Below are 19,236 nucleotides of genomic sequence, written 5' to 3' on the forward strand. Positions count from 1 at the left end.
TTCAAGCTGCTACGCCTCAGCGTCAGCCGTTGCGCTTCCAGCGCGGCTTGTCCTCGCGGCGCTGGAAGGAACCGCCACCGCGGTGGTCGTCACGACGGCCGGACGGACGCTCGTGGCTGGGGCGGTCGTGGCTCGGGCGGTCGTGGCCGCCGGCGCGGAAGCCCGGGCGGTCGCCCTGACGGTCCCGGTTGAAGGGACGGTCGCTGCCGCGGTGCCCACCGCGCTCGTCACGCCGGTCGAAGGAACGGGCCGGACGGTCGTCGCGACGGAAGCCGCCACCACGGTTGTCGTCACGGCGCTCGAACGAACGCCCACCACCACGGTTGTCGTCACGGCGCTCGAAGGAACGGCCACCACGGTCGTCCCGACGCTCACCACGGTCGTCCCGGCGGAAACCGCCACTGCGGTTGTCGTCGCGACGCTCGAAGGAACGGCCACCACCACGGTTGTCGTCACGACGCTCGAACGAACGCCCGCCACCACGGTTGTCGTCACGACGCTCGAAGGAACGGCCACCACGGTCGTCCCGACGCTCGTCGCGACGGAAGCCACCACGGTTGTCGTCACGACGGTCGTCCCGGCGGAAACCGCCACGGTCGTTGTCGCGACGCTCGACGCGCTCCACGTCCTGCGCCACCGGCTGCTCCGGCACGGCGATCTCCGCCGCGGCCGCCGCCTGCGCCTCGGCCACCGCGGCCTCCGGGTCCTCGCCGCGCTCGCGGGCGACCCGGGCGACGAGGCGGTCGGCCTCCTCGCGCAGCTCGGACGCGCGCCGCTGCGCACGCTCCAGCTGCTTGTTCAGGTGGGCGACCTCACGCTCGGCCTGCTGCGCGGCGTTGCCCGCGGACTCGGCCTGCACCTCGGTCATCGAACGGGCGCCGGTGATCTCGGCGACCTCCGGGTCGAAGGCGGCGCCGCCCTGGATGATGTGACGCCCGGCGTCGACGCCCGCGTCCTCCATGAGACGGAAGATCTGGCGGCGCTGGTGCGGCAGGGACAGCGACACGACGGTGCCGGTGCGGCCCGCGCGAGCCGTACGCCCTGCACGGTGCAGGTAGTCCTTGTGGTCACCGGCCGGGTCCACGTTCAGCACCAGGTCGATGCCGTCGACGTGGATACCGCGGGCGGCGACGTCGGTGGCGACGAGGGCGTTGACGTAGCCCTTCTTGAAGTCCTCCAGCACGCGGGTACGTGCGCCCTGCGTCATACCGCCGTGCAGCGCGTCGGCCTTCACACCGGAGTCGCAGAGCTGCTCGGCGATACGGTCGGCACCCAGCTGGGTGCGCACGAAGATGATCGTGCGGCCCTTGCGGGAGGCGATCGCGGCCGTGACCGGCGCCTTGTCCTTGGGCTTCACGATCAGGATGTGGTGCGACATGGTCGTGACGTTGCCCTGGGCGCTGTCGACCTCGTGCGTGACCGGGTTGCTCAGGTAGCGCTTGACCAGCGTGGAGATCTCGTTCTCCATGGTGGCCGAGAACAGCATCCGCTGACCGCCGGCCGGGACCTGGTCGAGCAGCTCGGTGACCTCGGGCAGGAAGCCCAGGTCGGACATCTGGTCGGCCTCGTCGAGGACGGCGATCTGGACGTTCTCGAGGGAGCAGGCGCCGCGGTTGATGATGTCGCGCAGTCGGCCCGGCGTGGCGACGAGGACGTCGACGCCGCGCTCGAGGGCGTAGATCTGGTTGCCCATGGACGTGCCGCCGCAGACGACCTTCATCTTGAGGCCGAGGACGTCGCCGTACGGCTGGAGCGCGTCGGCCACCTGCATGGCGAGCTCACGCGTCGGGGTGAGGATGACGGCGCGCGGCTTGTGCTTCTCGGTGCGACCGCCGGCCAGCGTGGCCAGGGTCGGCAGACCGAAGGAGAGGGTCTTGCCGGAGCCGGTACGGCCACGGCCGAGGATGTCCTTGCCGGCCAGGGCGTCCGGGATGGTCGCGGCCTGGATCGGGAAGGGGGTGGTCACGCCGTTCTGCGCGAGCTTGCGCACGACGCCCTCGGGGAGACCGAGGTCCGCGAAGGTGACCTCGGGGGTCTCCTCGACGGCCTCGACGGGCTCAAGAGCCTCGTTCTCGCTGTTCTCGGGCAGGACGATGTGATCAGAACTGGAAATGGACATGCGTAAGCGAAACCTTCCGGAGTCTCGTCGGCACGCGCCCGTCAACTCCGTGATTTCGCAATACGACCGCCTCTATGCGGTCAGCCACGGCAAGGGAGAGAACGCGCCACACGGCGCGCTCTTCTGTGGCGCCGGGCAAATGAATCAAACGATCTATAACCATACGCACCCACCACCCCCGAAGGCAAACCGAGCCCGTTAGACGTAGCTCACACCGGCGACCCTGCCTCCGGCGCCGGCTCCCGCTGCAGCATCTGCGGCCCCGCCTCCCCGTGCGCCGAGGACGAGGGCTCGGCGGCCGTCGGCGTGGGTGTGGGCGTCGGCTCCGGGGGCGTAGGCGTCGGCGTCGGTTCCGCCGGGCGCGTCGGGGTCGGCGGCGCCTTCGTCGGCTCGGGAGGCTCGGTGGGCCTCTCCGTCTTCCCCGGCTTGTCCTGCGCGGGAGCGCCTCCGCTCGGTTCGGCCGACGCGGATGCCGACGGCGACGCCGACTCCCCGCCCTCGGACTTCCCCTTCTCCTTGCCCTGCCCCCGCTTGCCGTCCGCCGCCGCGGCCCCGTACCCACTGCCGCCGCCGGACACCGCAGAGCCGCCGTCCGGCGCCTCCCCACCCCGCTGCCCCGCGGAGTGCGACGGCTTCGCACCCGGGCCGGCACCGTCGTCACCCACGCTCATACAGCCGGCGGCAGCGGCGACGGCCATCACCGTGGCGGCCAGACGGACGGGTACGTACAAGGGGCGCACGGGCAGCCACCTCCGGTGGAGGATGAAGGAGTCAACCTCCCCAACTCCCCCCGCCCACAAGAGGACACGCGACCCGTATCAGCGGGCGCTCACCCGTACCCGAGTGCGTGCAGCCGGGCGTCGTCGATCCCGAAGTGATGCGCGATCTCGTGCACGACCGTCACCTCGGTCTCCGCGACCACGTCCTCCCGCGACTCGCAGTAGCGCAGCGTCGGCCCCCGGTAGATCGTGATCCGGTCCGGCAGCACACCCGCGTACCACTCACCCCGGTCCGTCAGCGGCGTCCCCTCGTACAGCCCGAGCAGCTCGGGATCGTCGGTCGGCGGTTCGTCCTCGACGAACACCGCGACGTTGTCCATCAGCCGCGTCAGCTCCGGCGGAATCCGGTCCAGCGCCTCGGCGACCAGTTCCTCGAACTCCTCGCGCGTCATCTCCAGCACAGGCCCATTGTCCGGTACAAGACGCCCGTACGAGAGCCGCCGACGCCCGGCATATCCACCCCCGCACTTGGGCATACGGGACCAATGGCCCGCGTCCCCGCCGCAGTCCTCACCGCCACCAACCGGATACGAAGGGCCCCGCGCGCCCTGACGCGCCACTACCGCGCCCGCCAAGCACCCAGCACGATCCAGCTCGTCCCGCAGCCCCACCCCTGGGGCCGCGCCCTCGGCCTGGTCACGGTCGTGCTGCTCGGCGCCTGGCTCGGCCTGCTCATCGTCGGCAATGTGCGCGTGTCCGTCGGGCCCATGAACACCACGATGACCCTGCGCCCGTCCGTCAGCGGCGGCACGAAGATCAACGTCTCCCCGCTCGGCGCCCTCCAGCTCGACAGCCATGTCGCCCCGGTCCGCCTGGACGTCAACGTCGACCAGCTCGACCCCGAGCGCGCCCAAGCCCTCGTCGACCACCCCGAGCGCCTCTCCGGACTCCAGGACGAGGTCGCCGACGACGTCGCCCACGGCACCCGTGACCTGGCCATCCGCTCGTGCGTCGCCGTCGTCGCGGGCGCCACCGCACTCGGCCTCGCCGTCTACCGCCGCCCCCGCCGCGCCCTGGCCGCCGGCGGCCTCGCCCTCACCCTGCTCGCCGCCTCCGGCGGCACGGCAGCCGCCACCTGGAACCCGAACTCGGTCCTGGAACCGAAGTTCTCCGGACTGCTCTCCTCGGCCCCCTCCCTGGTCGGCGACGCCCGCAGCATCGTCACCGAATTCGACGTCTACCAAAAGGAGTTGGCCCGCCTGGTGACCAACGTGACCAAGCTGTACGACGCCACCTCCACCCTCCCCGCCTACCAGCCCGACCCGACCACGATCCGCGTCCTGCACGTGTCGGACATCCACCTCAACCCGGCGAGCTGGAAGATCATCGCGTCGCTGGTGGAGCAGTACCAGGTCAATGTGATCGTCGACTCCGGCGACACCATGGACCACGGCTCGGCCGCCGAGAACGGCTTCCTGGACCCGATCGAGGACCTCGGCGCGCCCTATGTCTGGGTCCGCGGCAACCACGACTCGATGCTCACCCAGCGGTACCTGGAAGACCTCGACAACGTGCACGTCCTGGACGAGGGCCGCGCCACGACCGTCGCGGGCCTGCGCTTCGCCGGGATCGGCGACCCGCAGTTCACCCCCGACCGCACGAACAAACCGGGCGCCGAGGCCTCCCAGGAACTGGCCGGCGCCCGGCTCGCCTCGGCCCTGCGCGACCAGCGGGCGGCCGGGACCCCGGTGGACGTGGCGATCGCCCACGAACCGTCGGCGGCGCGCGAGGTGGACGGCGAGGTGCCCCTGGTCCTGGCGGGCCACCTCCACCACGACGAGATGGAGGTCCTGGAGCAGGGCACCCGCCTGCGCATCGAAGGCTCGACGGGCGGCAGCGGGCTACGAGCGATCGAAGGCAAGTACCCGGACCCCATCGAGACCTCGATCCTCTACTTCGACCGGGACACCAAGCGCCTCCAGGCCTGGGACGAGATCGAACTGGGCGGCCTGGGCCTGACGACGGCCGAGGTCAGCCGACACCTCCCGGAGGAGAACCAGCCGGGCGGTACGCCCTCCGCACCGGCCTCCCCCTAAACCGTTTTGGCGATCCCTCCCGCCATCCCATATGCTTCTCACGTCCCCGACGCGCTGCGAAGCGCCCAGGCGGGCCGATAGCCCTCATCGTCTAGCGGCCTAGGACGCCGCCCTTTCAAGGCGGTAGCACGGGTTCGAATCCCGTTGGGGGCACGCAGTACGGTGTGCGACACTGTCGTACGCAACAGCTTGGTCCTGTGGAGCAGTTTGGAGTGCTCGCCACCCTGTCAAGGTGGAGGCCGCGGGTTCAAATCCCGTCAGGACCGCTGAGGTTTCCTCGGAAGCCTCGTGGCTGGGTAGCTCAGTTGGTACGAGCGATCGCCTGAAAAGCGATAGGTCGCCGGTTCGACCCCGGCCCCAGCCACTCAGTACGAAAACCCCCATCGGGCAACCGGTGGGGGTTTTCGTCGCTCACTGAGAGCCTGAGGGGGGTTCTTGAGACGCATCACGAGAGGGCTGGTGACGGCTGCCGCCGTCCTGTTCTCCACGCTCGCCGTACCCGGCACGGCCCATGCCGCCGGACCCACGGTCAAAGAGGCGCACAGCGACCAGGCCGACTGGTCGGTCCTCGACGTACGCCTGAACTACAGCGGCGAAATCGACAGGATCACCGCGTCACTGCGGCCCGTCGGCAGCGCCGAGTCGGATACACCGGTCGCCACGGTCACCGACTTCGAGCAGACGTACTACGTCAGTGCGTGGGAGGGCGTCTGGTCCTCCCAGCCCATCCATCTGGACACCCTCGGCGACTACACGGTCGACATCGAGGCCAGGAACACGGCGGGCGAGACCACCGTCCAGAAGAACGCGGGCACCCTGCGCTACCGGAAGCAGCCGGTCATCAGCGCCTTCTCGGTCACGCCCACCGCGCCGACCATCGAGAACAAGACGGTCACCGCCGCCGGCGACCTGGTCGTCCGGGACCCCAGCACCCGCGAGACGGTGCCGCTGCCCGGCGCCACCGTGGACCTCCGGCTCGGCCAGAACGGCGAGACGAGCGCGGTGACGGACGAGTCCGGTCACTTCGCCCTCTCCCATCGGCTGACGGAGGGCGGCTGGGCCTGGGCCACGTACAACGGTGACCTGGGATACGCCACCGTCCCCTGGGTCGACATCACGCCCCAGAGGGCGCCGACCCGCTTCGTCCTCGACAAGAGCAGCTACCACGTCACCGCCGGCGACAAGATCAGGGTGACCGGCACGCTCCAGTACCAGAGCGGCACCGAGTGGAAGCCGCTGTCCGGCATCCCGCTGGAGATGGACTACAAGGACTGCACCACCTGCAGTCCCGTCGAGTCGACCACCGACGCGAACGGCCGCTTCTCCTTCGTGCGCTACCCGTACGGCAAGAAGTCCGTCTACGAGGTGGCCTTCCCGCCGTACCCGTACAACCCGTGGATCCAGCGCACCGCCACCGCCGACGTCACCGTCGCGGTCACGGCCACCACGAAGTTCACGGAGTTCACGGCGCGGATGGACAGGTACGCGCAGCTGGAGGTCACCGGCAGCCTCGATGTGATCGGGCACGAAAGCAGCGCCCAGGTCGACGTCCAGATCCAGTACTCGGCCGACGGCACGAGCGGCTGGACCACGAAGAAGACGGTGAAGACCAGCTTCGGCTCGCAGTTCATCGTCGAGCGGCTGCCGGGCTACACCGACGGCTACTGGCGACTGCGCTACGCCGGGTCCACCACCCAGGACATCAAGGGCACGGTCAGCAAGAGCGTGCGCAAGACCCGTGCCCTCACCCGGATCAAGGACGCCAACGCGTCCCCCGAGCCGGTGTCCAAGGGCCGGACGATCACCGTGAAGGGCGTCCTCCAGGAGCGCAAGGTGGACACCTCCACCTGGAAGGCCTACGGCGGCAAGAAGGTGCAGATCCTCTTCCGGCCCAAGGGCGAGACCACCTGGTACCTGATGGCCACCGTCACCACGACGACGAGCGGCTCCTTCAGCAAGGGCTTCACGGCCCAGGAGGACGGCACCTGGGTGCCGGTCCACCTGTATCCCGACACCCAGCACTTCGTGGGCAGCGGCATGGAGGACTACGTCGACGTGCGGTGACGCACACGGCGTAGGTGAGGGGGCGGGGCGGGCGCTGGTGCAAAAGCGTTCGCCCCTTCTTTGTACGGGATGAGATCCTGGACCGCGTATGTCTACGCACCCTGCCCCCGCCCTCGGCGCCCTCGCCCCCCGTCTGACCGAGTTGTCCCTGCGTGATGCGCAGCGGCTCGGGCGGCGGCTCGAAGGTGCGCGCAAGATCCGCAAGCCGGAGGCCCGGGCCGCCGTTCTCGCCGAGATCGAGGCCGAGGTCGTGAAGGCCGAGGAGCGGATGAGCACGCGGCGTGACCGTGTGCCGGCCGTCGCGTATCCCGAGCAGCTGCCCGTCAGCCAGAAGAAGGACGTGATCGCGGCCGCCATCCGCGATCATCAGGTCGTCATCGTCGCCGGTGAGACCGGGTCCGGTAAGACCACCCAGATCCCGAAGATCTGTCTGGAGCTCGGGCGTGGCGTCCGCGGCATGATCGGGCACACCCAGCCCCGCCGTATCGCCGCCCGTACGGTCGCCGAGCGCGTGGCCGAGGAGATGAACACGCCCCTCGGTGAGGCCGTCGGCTGGAAGGTCCGCTTCACCGACCAGGTGAACCCGGACGCCACCTTCATCAAGCTGATGACGGACGGCATCCTGCTCGCGGAGATCCAGACCGACCGCGAGCTGCGCGCCTACGACACGATCATCATCGACGAGGCCCACGAGCGGTCCCTGAACATCGACTTCCTGCTCGGCTATCTCGCGCAGTTGCTGCCGAGGCGGCCCGACCTCAAGGTCGTCATCACCTCCGCCACCATCGATCCCGAGCGGTTCTCCCGGCACTTCGGGGACGCGCCGATCATCGAGGTCAGCGGGCGGACGTATCCGGTCGAGGTGCGGTACCGGCCGCTCCTCGAAGAGGACTCCGACGACTCCGACCGCGATCAGATCACCGCGATCTGCGACGCCGTGGAGGAGCTCCAGGCCGAGGGGAAGGGCGACATCCTCGTCTTCCTCTCGGGGGAGCGGGAGATCCGGGACACCGCCGACGCCCTCGAAAAGAAGAAATACCGGTTCACCGAGGTGCTGCCCCTCTACGCCCGGCTCTCGCACGCCGAGCAGCATCGCGTCTTCCAGCAGCACACCGGGCGCAGGATCGTTCTGGCGACCAACGTCGCCGAGACCTCGCTGACCGTCCCCGGGATCAAGTACGTCATCGACCCCGGCTTCGCCCGTATCTCCCGCTACAGCCACCGCACCAAGGTCCAGCGGCTGCCCATCGAGCCGATCAGCCAGGCCAGCGCCAACCAGCGCAAGGGCCGCTGCGGCCGTACGTCCGACGGCATCTGCATCCGGCTGTACGCCGAGGACGACTTCGTCGCCCGCCCGGAATTCACGGACGCCGAGATCCTCCGTACGAACCTCGCCTCCGTCATCCTCCAGATGACCGCCGCCGGTCTCGGCGACATCGAGAAGTTCCCCTTCATCGACCCGCCGGACCACCGCAACATCCGCGACGGCGTCCAACTCCTCCAGGAACTGGGCGCGTTGGACCCGGCGCAGAAGGACGTACGCAAGCGGCTCACCGACACCGGCCGCAAGCTGGCCCAGCTGCCCGTCGACCCGCGGCTGGCCCGGATGGTCCTGGAGGCCGACCGGAACGGCTGTGTCCGCGAGGTCATGGTGATAGCCGCCGCGCTGTCCATCCAGGACCCGCGCGAGCGCCCCGCCGACAAGCAGGCCCAGGCCGATCAGCAGCACGCCCGCTTCAAGGACGAGACCAGCGACTTCCTCGCCTATCTGAATCTGTGGCGTTACATCCGCGAGCAGCAGAAGGAGCGCGGATCCTCCTCCTTCCGGCGCATGTGCAAGCAGGAGTACCTGAACTTCCTGCGGATCCGTGAGTGGCAGGACATCTACAGCCAACTGCGCACGGTCGCCAAGCAGATGGCCATCCATCCGAACGAGGAGGACGCGGCCGACCAGAGCGTCCATGTCTCCCTCCTCGCCGGTCTGCTCTCGCACATCGGTATGAAGGACGTGAAGGACGGCAACAAGAACGAATACCTGGGCGCGCGCAGCGCCAAGTTCGCGATCTTCCCGGGCTCGGCTCTCTTCAAGAAGCAGCCCCGGTTCGTGATGTCCGCCGAGCTGGTGGAGACCTCCCGGCTCTGGGCCCGCGTCAACGCCAAGATCGAGCCGGAGTGGGTCGAGCCGCTCGCCGAGCACCTCCTGAAGCGGACGTACAGCGAACCGCACTGGGAGAAGGACCAGGCGGCGGTGATGGCGTACGAGAAGGTCACGCTGTACGGCGTGCCGATCGTCGCGCAGCGGAAGGTCAATTACGGCCGTGTCGACCCGGAGACCAGCCGCGAGCTCTTCATCCGTAACGCGCTCGTCGAGGGCGACTGGCGCACGCACCACAAGTTCTTCGCCGACAACCGCAAGCTGCTGAGCGAGGTCGAGGAACTCGAACACCGCGCCCGGCGCCGGGACATCGTCGTCGACGACGACACCCTCTTCGACTTCTACGACCAGCGAGTGCCCGACCATGTCGTGTCCGGCGCCCACTTCGACTCGTGGTGGAAGCGGAAGCGGCATGAGCAGCCGGAGTTCCTGGACTTCGAGCGGGAGATGCTCATCCGAGAGTCGGCGGAGGCGGTCACGAAGGCCGACTATCCGGACTCGTGGCGGCAGGGGCAGCTGAAGTTCCGGGTGACGTACCAGTTCGAGCCGGGCGCGGACGCGGACGGTGTGACGGTCCAGGTTCCGCTCCAGGTGCTCAACCAGGTCACGGACGAGGGCTTCGACTGGCAGATCCCGGGGCTGCGGGAGGAGGTCGTCACCGAGCTGATCCGCTCGCTGCCCAAGCCGATCCGCCGTAACTACGTGCCGGCGCCGAACTTCGCCAAGCGGTTCCTCGATACGGCGGTGCCGCTCCAGGAGCCTTTGACGACGACGATGGCCCGCGAGCTCAAGCGCATGGTCGGCGTCCCCTTCGAGGCCGAGGACTTCGACTGGACGAAGGTCCCCGACCATCTCCGCATCACCTTCCGGATCGTCGACGAGCGCCGCCGCAAGCTGGCGGAGGACAAGGATCTGGAGGCGCTGAAGCTCCAGCTGAAGCCGAAGGCGCGCCAGGCTCTGTCCCAGGCGGCCGCGGCGACGGCTTCCCGGGAGGGCGGCGAGTCGCTGGAGCGCAAGGGCCTCACGGACTGGACGATCGGCACGCTGACCCGGGTCTTCGAGACCCGCCGCGCCGGGCAGCCGGTCAAGGCGTACCCGGCGCTGGTGGACGACGGCGACACGGTCTCCGTACGCCTCTTCGACACGGAGGCGGAGCAGGCGCAGGCGATGTGGCAGGGCACGCGGCGGCTGCTCCTGCGCAACATCCCGGTCAACCCGGCGAAGTTCGCGAGCGACCACCTGACGAACGCGCAGAAGCTGGCGCTGTCGGCGAATCCGCACGGTTCGATCCAGGCCCTGTTCGACGACTGCGCGATGGCGGCGGCGGACAAGCTGATCGGTGACTTCGGGGGGCCGGCGTGGGACGAGGAGTCGTACCGGAAGCTGTACGACAAGGTCCGCGCCGAGATCGTCGACACGACGGTGCGTGCGGTGGGGCAGGTGCAGCAGGTGCTGGCCGCCTGGCAGGCCTGTGAGCGCCGTCTGAAGGCCGTACAGAGCCCGGCGCTGCTCGCAAACCTCACCGACGTCCGCAAGCAGCTCAACGCGCTGGTGAAGCCCGGCTTCGTCACGGCCGCGGGGATTCGGCGGCTGCCGGACCTGATGCGGTACCTGGTGGCGGCGGACCGGCGGCTGCAGCAGATGCCGACGAACGTCCAGCGGGACACGACCCGTATGGAGAAGGTCCATGAGATGCAGGACGAGTACGCCTGGCTGCTGGAGCAGATGCCCCAGGGCCGCCCGGTCCCGCAGCAGGTGCTCGACATCCGCTGGATGATCGAGGAACTGAGGGTCAGCTATTTCGCCCACGCGCTCGGCACGGCGTACCCCGTCTCGGACAAGCGGATCGTGAAGGCGATCGACACGCTGGCGCCGTAACGGAGCCTGCACAGAGGGTGAGTTCGACCAGGACACCCACCCTCCTGTACAGTCTCTTCTCGCAGCGCAACGCAGCAATAAGCGCCGCGAAACCTGGTCCTGTGGAGCAGCTTGGAGTGCTCGCCACCCTGTCAAGGTGGAGGCCGCGGGTTCAAATCCCGTCAGGACCGCATAGATGAAAGAGCCCGGGTCATACGACCCGGGCTCTTCTGCGTTTGCCGTCCCGGGCGACCCCAAGGCGCCCCACGCCGTCTTGACGGCGTCACATTCCGTCGGTACCCAGAAACCAGGGCCCCTTCTCCGTACGGCCCTGGAGGTGGCGTATGACGGCTTCGGCTAGGCATGAGACGCGGGCGTTGCTCCGTGCGCATCTGGCGGCCGCTTCCTCCTACCGGCATCTCACCCGGCACTGCCCGATCTGCCATCAGCTGCTGCGGCTCGCGATGGACTCCCCGCCGCCGGCCCCCGCCGAGCCAGTCGAGTCCGTCGAGTCCGTCGAGTCCGTCGAGTCCGGGGAGGAAAGCCCCGCCCCCGCGTGACCATCGCCGGCCTCAACACCCGCGCCACCGTGGGACGCTGGAACGTGCGGTTCCTCTAGCGCACATACGCCAAGGGCAACAAGCTCCCTGGCATGTGACGGGTGTCACCGCATGAGTTTCCGAAACCGCGGTACTTACACCCCACCTACAACTGGTCAATTTAATATGTGCAATTGCACCACCCACGGGGGTGCATCCACAGGAGATCCGACACCCCTCCCCAGGCTCCGACAAGGCCACACACAGAGCCCCCCGCAAGCCTTGGCTGCGCACACAAAAAAGATCGCGCTGGACCCGGCGGAGTCCAGCGCGATCTACGACGCACCCTGTCAGTTGCCTGAAGCCTTGGGCGTGGGTCCTGTTGGGGCAGTACCCGCGTCGCTTGGAGCTGTAGGTTCTGGACGCCTCGGCATGTTGGGGGACCTGCCGATTTGCCCAGCTATGAAGTTGTTCAGGCCTCGCTGCGCTGCTGCGGGATGCCCGCGAGCAGAGCGCGGACCTCAGCCTCGCGGTAACGGCGGTGCCCGCCGAGCGTACGGATGGACGTAAGCTTTCCGGCCTTCGCCCACCGTGTGACCGTCTTCGGGTCCACACGGAACATGGTGGCGACCTCAGCCGGGGTCAGCAGCGGCTCGGCATCAGGGGTGCGAGCGGTCATGAGCGGCCTCCTCGGGAGAACCGAACCTTCTCGGTTCTTTCCTCTAAATTCTGCACCTTGACCCGCGTTGCCCGAAATGGCGGACGCGAGTCGAGTCGGTTATAGGACGAACGGCTTGTCCTCGGCACTACAACTACACCATCTGTCCAGCCGCGTCGGCCAAACCGATGGAATTGCCCCTCCAGGTGTTCATCAGCGACGGAAGCCGATGGACCATGCCATAGCGGACAGTCACGCCACTGTGACGATCAGTCACAGGGCGATCAGGAGGCACCAGACCCCCCAAAGCGTGCAATGCGAGCGGAGTCCTCCCCGGACTCCTTGTCCTATTTTGGCATGAGGGAGGGCAAGAGACGCAAGAGCCGCGTAAGTGCGGTCCATCACGCTTGACACACCTTGAGGCTGAACGCCCGGATCGGGACCTACGTCCCCATGTTGACGAAACTTCAGCAACGCCAGGCGCGTCAGAAGGAGGACGAAACCCGAAAACGGGCGTCTGGTCAAACGTCAGTTCGTGACCTGGCCCACAGTGACTGGACCCACAGTGACCCGGGCCACAGTGACCTGGCCCACAGTCAGTTGGCCGACCGCCGGTCCCGTACCGACCGCCACCGCTCCACCAGCCGCCCGTACGCCACCCCCGCCGCCGCGCCGTCGCCCTCCCGCAGCGCCGCGATGCCCTCGGCCACATCCGCGGCGGAGTGGTCGTCCTCCAGCTCACCGGCCGGCAGCACATGCACCAGGCCGCCGTAGTCGAGTTCGACCAGGGACCGCGGATGGAACTCCTCCAGCCAGCGCCCCACGTCCACCAGGCCGTCCACGAGCGGCCCTTCGTCGATGGTGTCCTTGAGCGTCCTGAGCGCTCGAGCCACCCGGCGCCGCGCCTGCACCATCGGCGTCCGGTAGCGCAGCATCGGCGGGATCTCGCCGGTGCCCTTGTCGTAGCGCCGCTCCTCGTCCCCGACCAGCACGAACCAGTGCAGCGGCACCTGCCAGGTCGAAGTGCGGATCCAGGGCCGGGCGTCCGGGTTGCGCGCCAGCCAGCGCTCGTAGTCCTGGGCCGCCTGCCGCCGTACGACCTCTGGCAGCACCGCTTCCAGGACCGGCCGCGGCAGCTCCTCGGGCAGCTCGCCGAGCGCCTGCCAGCCGCGCAGCCGGGTGCGCCAGGGGCACACGCACACCACCCCGTCGACCTCGAGCACAAAGGCGTCGCTGCTCTCGTGCACCGGCACCGGGATGGGCGGGGTGGGCAGCAAGTCGGCGAGGGCGCGGCGCAGTTCGTCCTGGTACGAGGGACGGTCGGTGCGGCGGGCGTAGCGCTCCCAGTGGCCGCGCTCGGGCTCGGGGAAGGCGGCCAGCGGCTCGTACACGCGCAGATAGGTCGCGTACGGAACGATCACCGAGGACACCTTGGGCACGCCTGCTCCCTCCCCCGCCGTCTGCCAGGAAAACCTGCGAAACCCGCTCACAAAGACGCGGGAAAACTATGCAAATCGTCGCACGGGGGTACTCCGGGAGTAGGTGATCCTGAGCACGTCGAGGTGGCGGGGCGCCCCAGGCTCTAATCTCATGCTCACAGTTCCCGCCACCCCTACGGGAGCTGCTCCGAACCGCCGCTACTTACACCAGGAGTCACCACAGTGACCGACGTGACCGGCGCATCTGCTGATGTACTGCACACCCTGTTCCATTCGGAGCAGGGGGGTCATGAGCAAGTCGTGCTCTGCCAGGACCGCGCCAGTGGCCTCAAGGCCGTCATCGCCCTCCACAACACCGCGCTGGGCCCCGCCCTCGGCGGTACGCGCTTCTACCCGTACGCGACCGAGGAAGAGGCCGTCGCCGACGCCCTGAACCTCGCGCGCGGGATGTCGTACAAGAACGCCATGGCCGGTCTCGACCACGGCGGCGGCAAGGCCGTGATCATCGGTGACCCCGAGCGCGACAAGACCGAGGAGCTGCTGCTGGCCTACGGCCGGTTCGTGGCCTCCCTCGGCGGGCGCTATGTCACCGCCTGCGACGTCGGCACGTATGTCGCCGACATGGACGTCGTGGCCCGCGAGTGCCGCTGGACGACCGGGCGTTCGCCGGAGAACGGCGGCGCCGGCGACTCCTCCGTGCTCACCGCGTTCGGCGTCTACCAGGGCATGCGGGCCTCCGCCCAGCATCTGTGGGGCGACCCCTCGCTGCGCGGCAAGCGCGTCGGTATCGCGGGCGTCGGCAAGGTCGGCCACCACCTGGTGGAGCACCTGGTCGCGGAGGGCGCCGAGATCTTCGTGACCGACGTGCGCGAGGACGCCGTACGGCGGATCACCGAGCGGCACGCGCGTGTGACGGCTGTGGCCGACACCGAGGCGCTGATCCGCGTCGAGGGCCTCGACATCTACGCGCCCTGCGCGCTCGGCGGAGCGCTGAGCGACGACTCGTTGCCGGTGCTCACCGCCAAGGTCGTCTGCGGGGCCGCCAACAACCAGCTCGCCCATCCGGGCGTGGAGAAGGACCTCGCCGACCGCGGGATCCTCTACGCCCCGGACTACGTGGTGAACGCCGGCGGTGTCATCCAGGTCGCCGACGAGCTGCACGGCTTCGACTTCGAGCGGTGCAAGGCCAAGGCGGCCAAGATCTACGACACCACGCTGGCCATATTCGCACGTGCGAAGGCGGACGGGATCCCGCCGGCCGCCGCGGCCGACCGGATCGCCGAGCAGCGGATGCACGAGGCCGCCGCGGCCCGCCGGGCGCGCTGATCCACGGACGGCGCACAGGTTTGACCGGTACCCGCCGGTGGGCACTTAGAGAGAACTCTCACTTCTACCGGCGGGTCGACCGGCGATAAGTGGTTAAAATCGCCGTTGACCAGCGAGGACAGGGCACCTCGAAGGTCCTGGGCACACGCGCGTCCTGCGGGCGACGTACCGTATGGCCGCGGGCTCAGGTACCGTGGAAGCCCTACGGACCGGTCTCTCTGCGGAGAGCCCGTTCCAGATCATGAACGCGTGTCGAGACTCTGGGGCCGTCGAGCCCCGTCACCGAGGGGGTCGAGCCATGGGGCGCGGCCGGGCCAAGGCCAAGCAGACGAAGGTCGCCCGCCAGCTGAAGTACAACAGCGGCGGGACTGACCTGTCGCGTCTGGCCAACGAGCTGGGCGCTTCGACTTCGAACCAGCCGCCGAACGGCGAGCCGTTCGAGGACGACGAAGACGAAGACGACCCGTACGCCCAGTACGCGGATCTCTACAACGACGACGACGAGGACGAGGACGGCGAGTCCGGTCCCACGTCGCAGCGTCGCGGCGCTTGACGTAGCACGCTTCGCAGTTTCCGTCACAACTGCACTTCACCCGGTCCGGGGCCTTGGCGCCGGACCGGGTTTCGTGCTGCCGATCAGGCGTAGTCCCCCACCAGCTCGGCGCCGGTGGTGTGCTCACCCCGGTCCGTGATCTCGCCGGCGACCCAGGCCTCGACCCCACGGTCGGCCAGCGTGTCCAGAGCCACGTCCGTGGACTCCTCCGGCACGATCGCGATCATGCCGACGCCCATGTTGAGCGTCTTCTCCAGCTCAAGACGCTCGACCTCACCGGTCTTGCCGACGAGGTCGAAGACCGGGGCGGGCGTCCAGGTGGAGCGGTCGACGATCGCGTGCAGCTCGTCCGGGATGACGCGGGCCAGGTTGGCGGCGAGGCCACCACCCGTGATGTGCGAGAAGGCGTGCACCTCGGCGGTCCGGGTCAGCGCCAGACAGTCCAGCGAGTAGATCTTGGTCGGCTCCAGCAGCTCCTCGCCGAGGGTGCGGCCGAACTCCTCGATCCGCGCGTCCAGGGCGAGCCCGGCCTGGTTCAGCAGGACGTGCCGGACGAGCGAGTACCCGTTCGAGTGAAGACCGGAGGCCGCCATGGCGATCACGGTGTCACCCTTACGGATGCGATCCGGGCCGAGCAGCCGGTCGGCCTCCACGACGCCCGTACCGGCGCCGGCGACGTCGAAGTCGTCCGGGCCGAGCAGGCCGGGGTGCTCGGCCGTCTCGCCGCCGACCAGGGCGCAGCCCGCGAGGACACAGCCCTCGGCGATGCCCTTCACGATGGCGGCGACCCGCTCGGGGTGGACCTTGCCGACGCAGATGTAGTCGGTCATGAACAGCGGCTCGGCGCCGCACACCACGATGTCGTCCATGACCATCGCGACCAGGTCGTGGCCGATGGTGTCGTAGACGCCCATCTGGCGCGCGATGTCGACCTTGGTGCCGACGCCGTCCGTGGCGGAGGCGAGCAGCGGACGCTCGTAGCGCTTGAGGGCGGAGGCGTCGAAGAGGCCGGCGAAACCGCCGAGGCCGCCGAGGACCTCGGGGCGCTGCGTCTTCTTCACCCACTCCTTCATCAGCTCGACGGCACGGTCGCCCGCTTCGATGTCGACGCCCGCGGCTGCGTAGCTGGCACCAGTTGTCTCAGACATGTGGTGAGAACTTTCGTGTCGTACGGCAGAACTTAGGGGCGGCGGATCGCGTCCGCGGCAGCCGTGGCGGCGGGCCCTGCGGCCAGCTCGGTCTCCAGGAGCTGCTTGCCGAGCAGCTCGGGGTCCGGGAGTTCCATCGGGTACTCGCCGTCGAAGCAGGCGCGGCAGAGGTTCGGCTTGGCGATGGTGGTCGCCTCGATCATGCCGTCGAGGGAGATGTACGCCAGGGAGTCGGCGCCGAGCGAGGTGCCGATCTCGTCGATGGTCATGCCGTTGGCGATGAGCTCCGCGCGGGTGGCGAAGTCGATGCCGAAGAAGCAGGGCCACTTCACGGGCGGCGAGGAGATCCGGATGTGGACCTCGGCGGCGCCGGCCTCGCGGAGCATGCGGACCAGGGCCCGCTGGGTGTTGCCGCGCACGATGGAGTCGTCGACGACGACCAGGCGCTTGCCCTTGATGACTTCCTTCAGCGGGTTCAGCTTCAGGCGGATGCCGAGCTGCCGGATGGTCTGCGAGGGCTGGATGAACGTACGGCCGACGTAGGCGTTCTTCACCAGGCCCGCGCCGAAGGGGATGCCGGAGGCCTCCGCGTAGCCGATGGCGGCCGGGGTGCCGGATTCCGGGGTCGCTATGACCAGGTCGGCCTCGACCGGGGCCTCCTTCGCCAGGCGGCGGCCCATCTCCACGCGGGAGAGGTACACATTCCGGCCGGCGATGTCGGTGTCCGGGCGGGCCAGGTAGACGTACTCGAAGACACAGCCCTTGGGCTTCGCTTCCGCGAATCGGGAGGTGCGCAGGCCGTTCTCGTCGATGGCGATGAACTCGCCCGGCTCGATCTCGCGGACGTAGGCGGCACCGCAGATGTCGAGGGCGGCGGACTCCGAGGCCACGACCCAGCCGCGCTCCAGGCGGCCGAGGACCAGCGGGCGGATGCCCTGCGGGTCACGGGCCGCGTAGAGGGTGTGCTCGTCCATGAAGACGAGGGAGAAGGCGCCCTTGACCTGCGGGAGGATCTGGTGGGCGGCCTCTTCGATGGTCAGCGGCTTGCCGTCCTCGTCCGCCTGGGCCGCGAGCAGCGCGGTGAGCAGGTCGGTGTCGTTGGTCGCCGCCACACGCGGGGTGCGGCCCTCCTGCTTGGGCAGGTCGGCGACCATCTCGGCGAGCTGGGCGGTGTTGACGAGGTTGCCGTTGTGGCCGAGCGCGATCGAGCCGTGCGCGGTGGCACGGAACGTCGGCTGGGCGTTCTCCCACACGGAGGCACCGGTGGTCGAGTAGCGGGCGTGACCGACCGCGATATGACCCTGGAGCGAACCGAGCGAGGTCTCGTCGAAGACCTGGGACACAAGGCCCATGTCCTTGAAGACGAGGATCTGGGAGCCGTTGCTGACCGCGATTCCCGCGGATTCCTGACCCCGATGCTGGAGGGCGTAGAGCCCGAAGTAAGTGAGCTTGGCGACCTCTTCGCCCGGAGCCCAGACACCGAAGACGCCGCAAGCGTCCTGGGGGCCTTTCTCACCGGGGAGCAGATCATGATTGAGTCGACCGTCACCACGTGGCACGCCACCGAGTGTAGGCGAGATCGACCACTGGTCCGAATTCGCTGAGAGTGGGCTTTCTTACTTCGCACGGGCGACGAGACCGGCCCCGGAGGCCGCCGTGAGGGTCAGTTCCTGGTCTTTCTGCTGGTAGGACACCTTGCCGGAGAGGATGTCGGTCAGCTCCTGCTCCGCCTTCATGACCGGGCCCTCGCACAGCATGCGTGTGGTCGACAGCGGTCCGAACTCGATGGTGCCGTCCTTGACGGTCGCCTTGCCGCGGAAGTTGTTGCAGCCGAGGTTGCCGCTCGCGGTGCCGTCCTTGGCGAGGGTGAGGTGGGCCTTGGCGCCCTTGGGCAGGGACTGGGCCGTGGCGTCGTCGCCCTTGCCGGAGACCAGGGTGTCGATGGTCCACTTGGTGCCCTTCAGGGCCGGCTCGGGCTCCTCGGCCGGTCCCTCGGCCAGGGTGATGCTGTCGCCTTCGCCGCGGGTCAGGGTGAGGAACTTGGTGCCGTCCTGCTCCTCGATCTCGGCCTTCAGAGTGCCGGTGAAGACACTCTGGAACTTCTCCTCGAACTCCTGGACCGGGCCGGGGCAGCCCATCGCGGTCGAGGCGAGGTCGGTGATCTTCACGGTGTCGCCGTCGATCTCGACGTCGGCGCCGAAGTCGTTGCAGCCCACGGTGCCGCCGGACTCGCCGCCGCCGACGTCCGGCTCGGCGGCGCCGGGCTTGAAGGTGATGTGCGCCTCGTCGACCCGGAAGTTCTTCTCCTCCGTCGGCAGCTTGTACTCCTTGCCATCGACGGTCACCGTGTGCGGCACCCAGCGGGTGTCCGCCATGACGTCGGTGGTCCTGGTGGTCTTCTCGCCGTCTCCGACCGAGCCGCTGCCACTGCCGGATTCCGTGCCGCAGGCGGCCAGCACGGCGGTGCCGGCCAGGGCCGCGGCGGCGTACTTCACACTTGTCGTCCGCTTCATGTCTCTTCGACGTACGAGGCGGGTGTTGGGTTCGGTGTCGTTACCGGTCC

At 68.8% G+C, this 19,236-nt stretch carries 14 protein-coding genes and 4 tRNA genes; 10 read left to right on the top strand and 8 right to left on the bottom strand.

The features are described from left to right. Positions 1-22 precede the first annotated feature (22 nt). The 3 genes from OHT76_RS20750 to OHT76_RS20760 form a co-directional block, all read right to left on the bottom strand. The gene (locus OHT76_RS20750; protein WP_328872352.1) at positions 23-2,119 is read right to left on the bottom strand and encodes a DEAD/DEAH box helicase; all 2,097 of its coding nucleotides are present in this window, start codon (positions 2,117-2,119) and stop codon (positions 23-25) included. Between the two features lie 209 nt (positions 2,120-2,328). After that, a complete protein-coding gene (locus OHT76_RS20755; protein ID WP_328872353.1) occupies positions 2,329-2,859 on the bottom strand; it encodes a hypothetical protein in 531 nt (176 codons plus the stop codon). An 89-nt stretch (positions 2,860-2,948) separates the two neighbouring features. Continuing rightward, on the bottom strand, positions 2,949-3,299 hold the full coding sequence (locus OHT76_RS20760) for a metallopeptidase family protein (RefSeq protein ID WP_328872354.1): 351 nt from the start codon (positions 3,297-3,299) through the stop codon (positions 2,949-2,951). 84 nt (positions 3,300-3,383) lie between these two features. Here OHT76_RS20760 and OHT76_RS20765 point away from each other — a divergent pair, with 84 nt between their 5' ends. From OHT76_RS20765 to OHT76_RS20800, 8 genes are all read left to right on the top strand, one after another. Next, a complete protein-coding gene (locus OHT76_RS20765) occupies positions 3,384-4,934 on the top strand; it encodes a metallophosphoesterase family protein (RefSeq protein ID WP_328872355.1) in 1,551 nt (516 codons plus the stop codon). 80 nt (positions 4,935-5,014) lie between these two features. After that, positions 5,015-5,087 (top strand) — tRNA-Glu (locus OHT76_RS20770). A gap of 38 nt (positions 5,088-5,125) precedes the next feature. Further along, positions 5,126-5,200 (top strand) — tRNA-Asp (locus OHT76_RS20775). A gap of 24 nt (positions 5,201-5,224) precedes the next feature. Next, positions 5,225-5,298, top strand: a tRNA-Phe gene (locus tag OHT76_RS20780). 71 nt (positions 5,299-5,369) lie between these two features. Then, positions 5,370-6,998, top strand: coding sequence for a hypothetical protein (locus tag OHT76_RS20785; protein ID WP_328872356.1), 1,629 nt, complete (start codon positions 5,370-5,372; stop codon positions 6,996-6,998). Positions 6,999-7,086: 88 nt separating this feature from the next. Continuing rightward, positions 7,087-11,031 (top strand): ATP-dependent RNA helicase HrpA, encoded by a 3,945-nt coding sequence (hrpA, locus tag OHT76_RS20790; RefSeq protein ID WP_328872357.1) that lies wholly within the window; start codon positions 7,087-7,089, stop codon positions 11,029-11,031. Between the two features lie 95 nt (positions 11,032-11,126). Beyond that, positions 11,127-11,201: transfer RNA gene (locus tag OHT76_RS20795), tRNA-Asp, on the top strand. 153 nt (positions 11,202-11,354) lie between these two features. Next, positions 11,355-11,570 carry a DUF6274 family protein gene (locus OHT76_RS20800; RefSeq protein WP_328872358.1) on the top strand — a complete coding sequence of 72 codons (216 nt, stop codon included), beginning with the start codon at positions 11,355-11,357 and terminating at the stop codon, positions 11,568-11,570. Positions 11,571-12,021: 451 nt separating this feature from the next. Here OHT76_RS20800 and bldC read toward each other — a convergent pair whose 3' ends face one another. Continuing rightward, positions 12,022-12,228: a developmental transcriptional regulator BldC gene (bldC, locus tag OHT76_RS20805; RefSeq protein ID WP_003949541.1), complete on the bottom strand. Its 207-nt coding sequence runs from the start codon at positions 12,226-12,228 to the stop codon at positions 12,022-12,024. A gap of 575 nt (positions 12,229-12,803) precedes the next feature. After that, on the bottom strand, positions 12,804-13,646 hold the full coding sequence (locus tag OHT76_RS20810; protein ID WP_328872359.1) for a hypothetical protein: 843 nt from the start codon (positions 13,644-13,646) through the stop codon (positions 12,804-12,806). A gap of 222 nt (positions 13,647-13,868) precedes the next feature. On the opposite strand from OHT76_RS20810, the gene OHT76_RS20815 reads away from it, so the two are divergent. Both OHT76_RS20815 and OHT76_RS20820 read left to right on the top strand, forming a co-directional pair. Further along, on the top strand, positions 13,869-14,972 hold the full coding sequence (locus OHT76_RS20815) for a Leu/Phe/Val dehydrogenase (RefSeq protein ID WP_328872360.1): 1,104 nt from the start codon (positions 13,869-13,871) through the stop codon (positions 14,970-14,972). Positions 14,973-15,270: 298 nt separating this feature from the next. Next, a complete protein-coding gene (locus OHT76_RS20820; RefSeq protein ID WP_328872361.1) occupies positions 15,271-15,525 on the top strand; it encodes a DUF3073 domain-containing protein in 255 nt (84 codons plus the stop codon). 83 nt (positions 15,526-15,608) lie between these two features. Here the strand turns inward: OHT76_RS20820 and purM are convergent, their stop codons facing one another. Genes purM through OHT76_RS20835 form a run of 3 tightly spaced genes read right to left on the bottom strand, consistent with a single transcriptional unit; the run spans position 15,609 to position 19,186 of the window. Beyond that, on the bottom strand, positions 15,609-16,673 hold the full coding sequence (gene purM, locus OHT76_RS20825) for a phosphoribosylformylglycinamidine cyclo-ligase (protein ID WP_328872362.1): 1,065 nt from the start codon (positions 16,671-16,673) through the stop codon (positions 15,609-15,611). Positions 16,674-16,705: 32 nt separating this feature from the next. Then, complete coding sequence (purF, locus tag OHT76_RS20830; RefSeq protein WP_328872363.1) at positions 16,706-18,232, bottom strand: amidophosphoribosyltransferase; 1,527 nt, start codon at positions 18,230-18,232, stop codon at positions 16,706-16,708. Between the two features lie 57 nt (positions 18,233-18,289). After that, entirely contained in the window at positions 18,290-19,186 is an 897-nt protein-coding gene (locus OHT76_RS20835; protein ID WP_328872364.1) for an META domain-containing protein, read from the bottom strand. Positions 19,187-19,236 lie beyond the last annotated feature (50 nt).

This window comes from Streptomyces sp. NBC_00287 (genome assembly GCF_036173105.1).
Classification (GTDB): Bacteria; Actinomycetota; Actinomycetes; order Streptomycetales; family Streptomycetaceae; genus Streptomyces.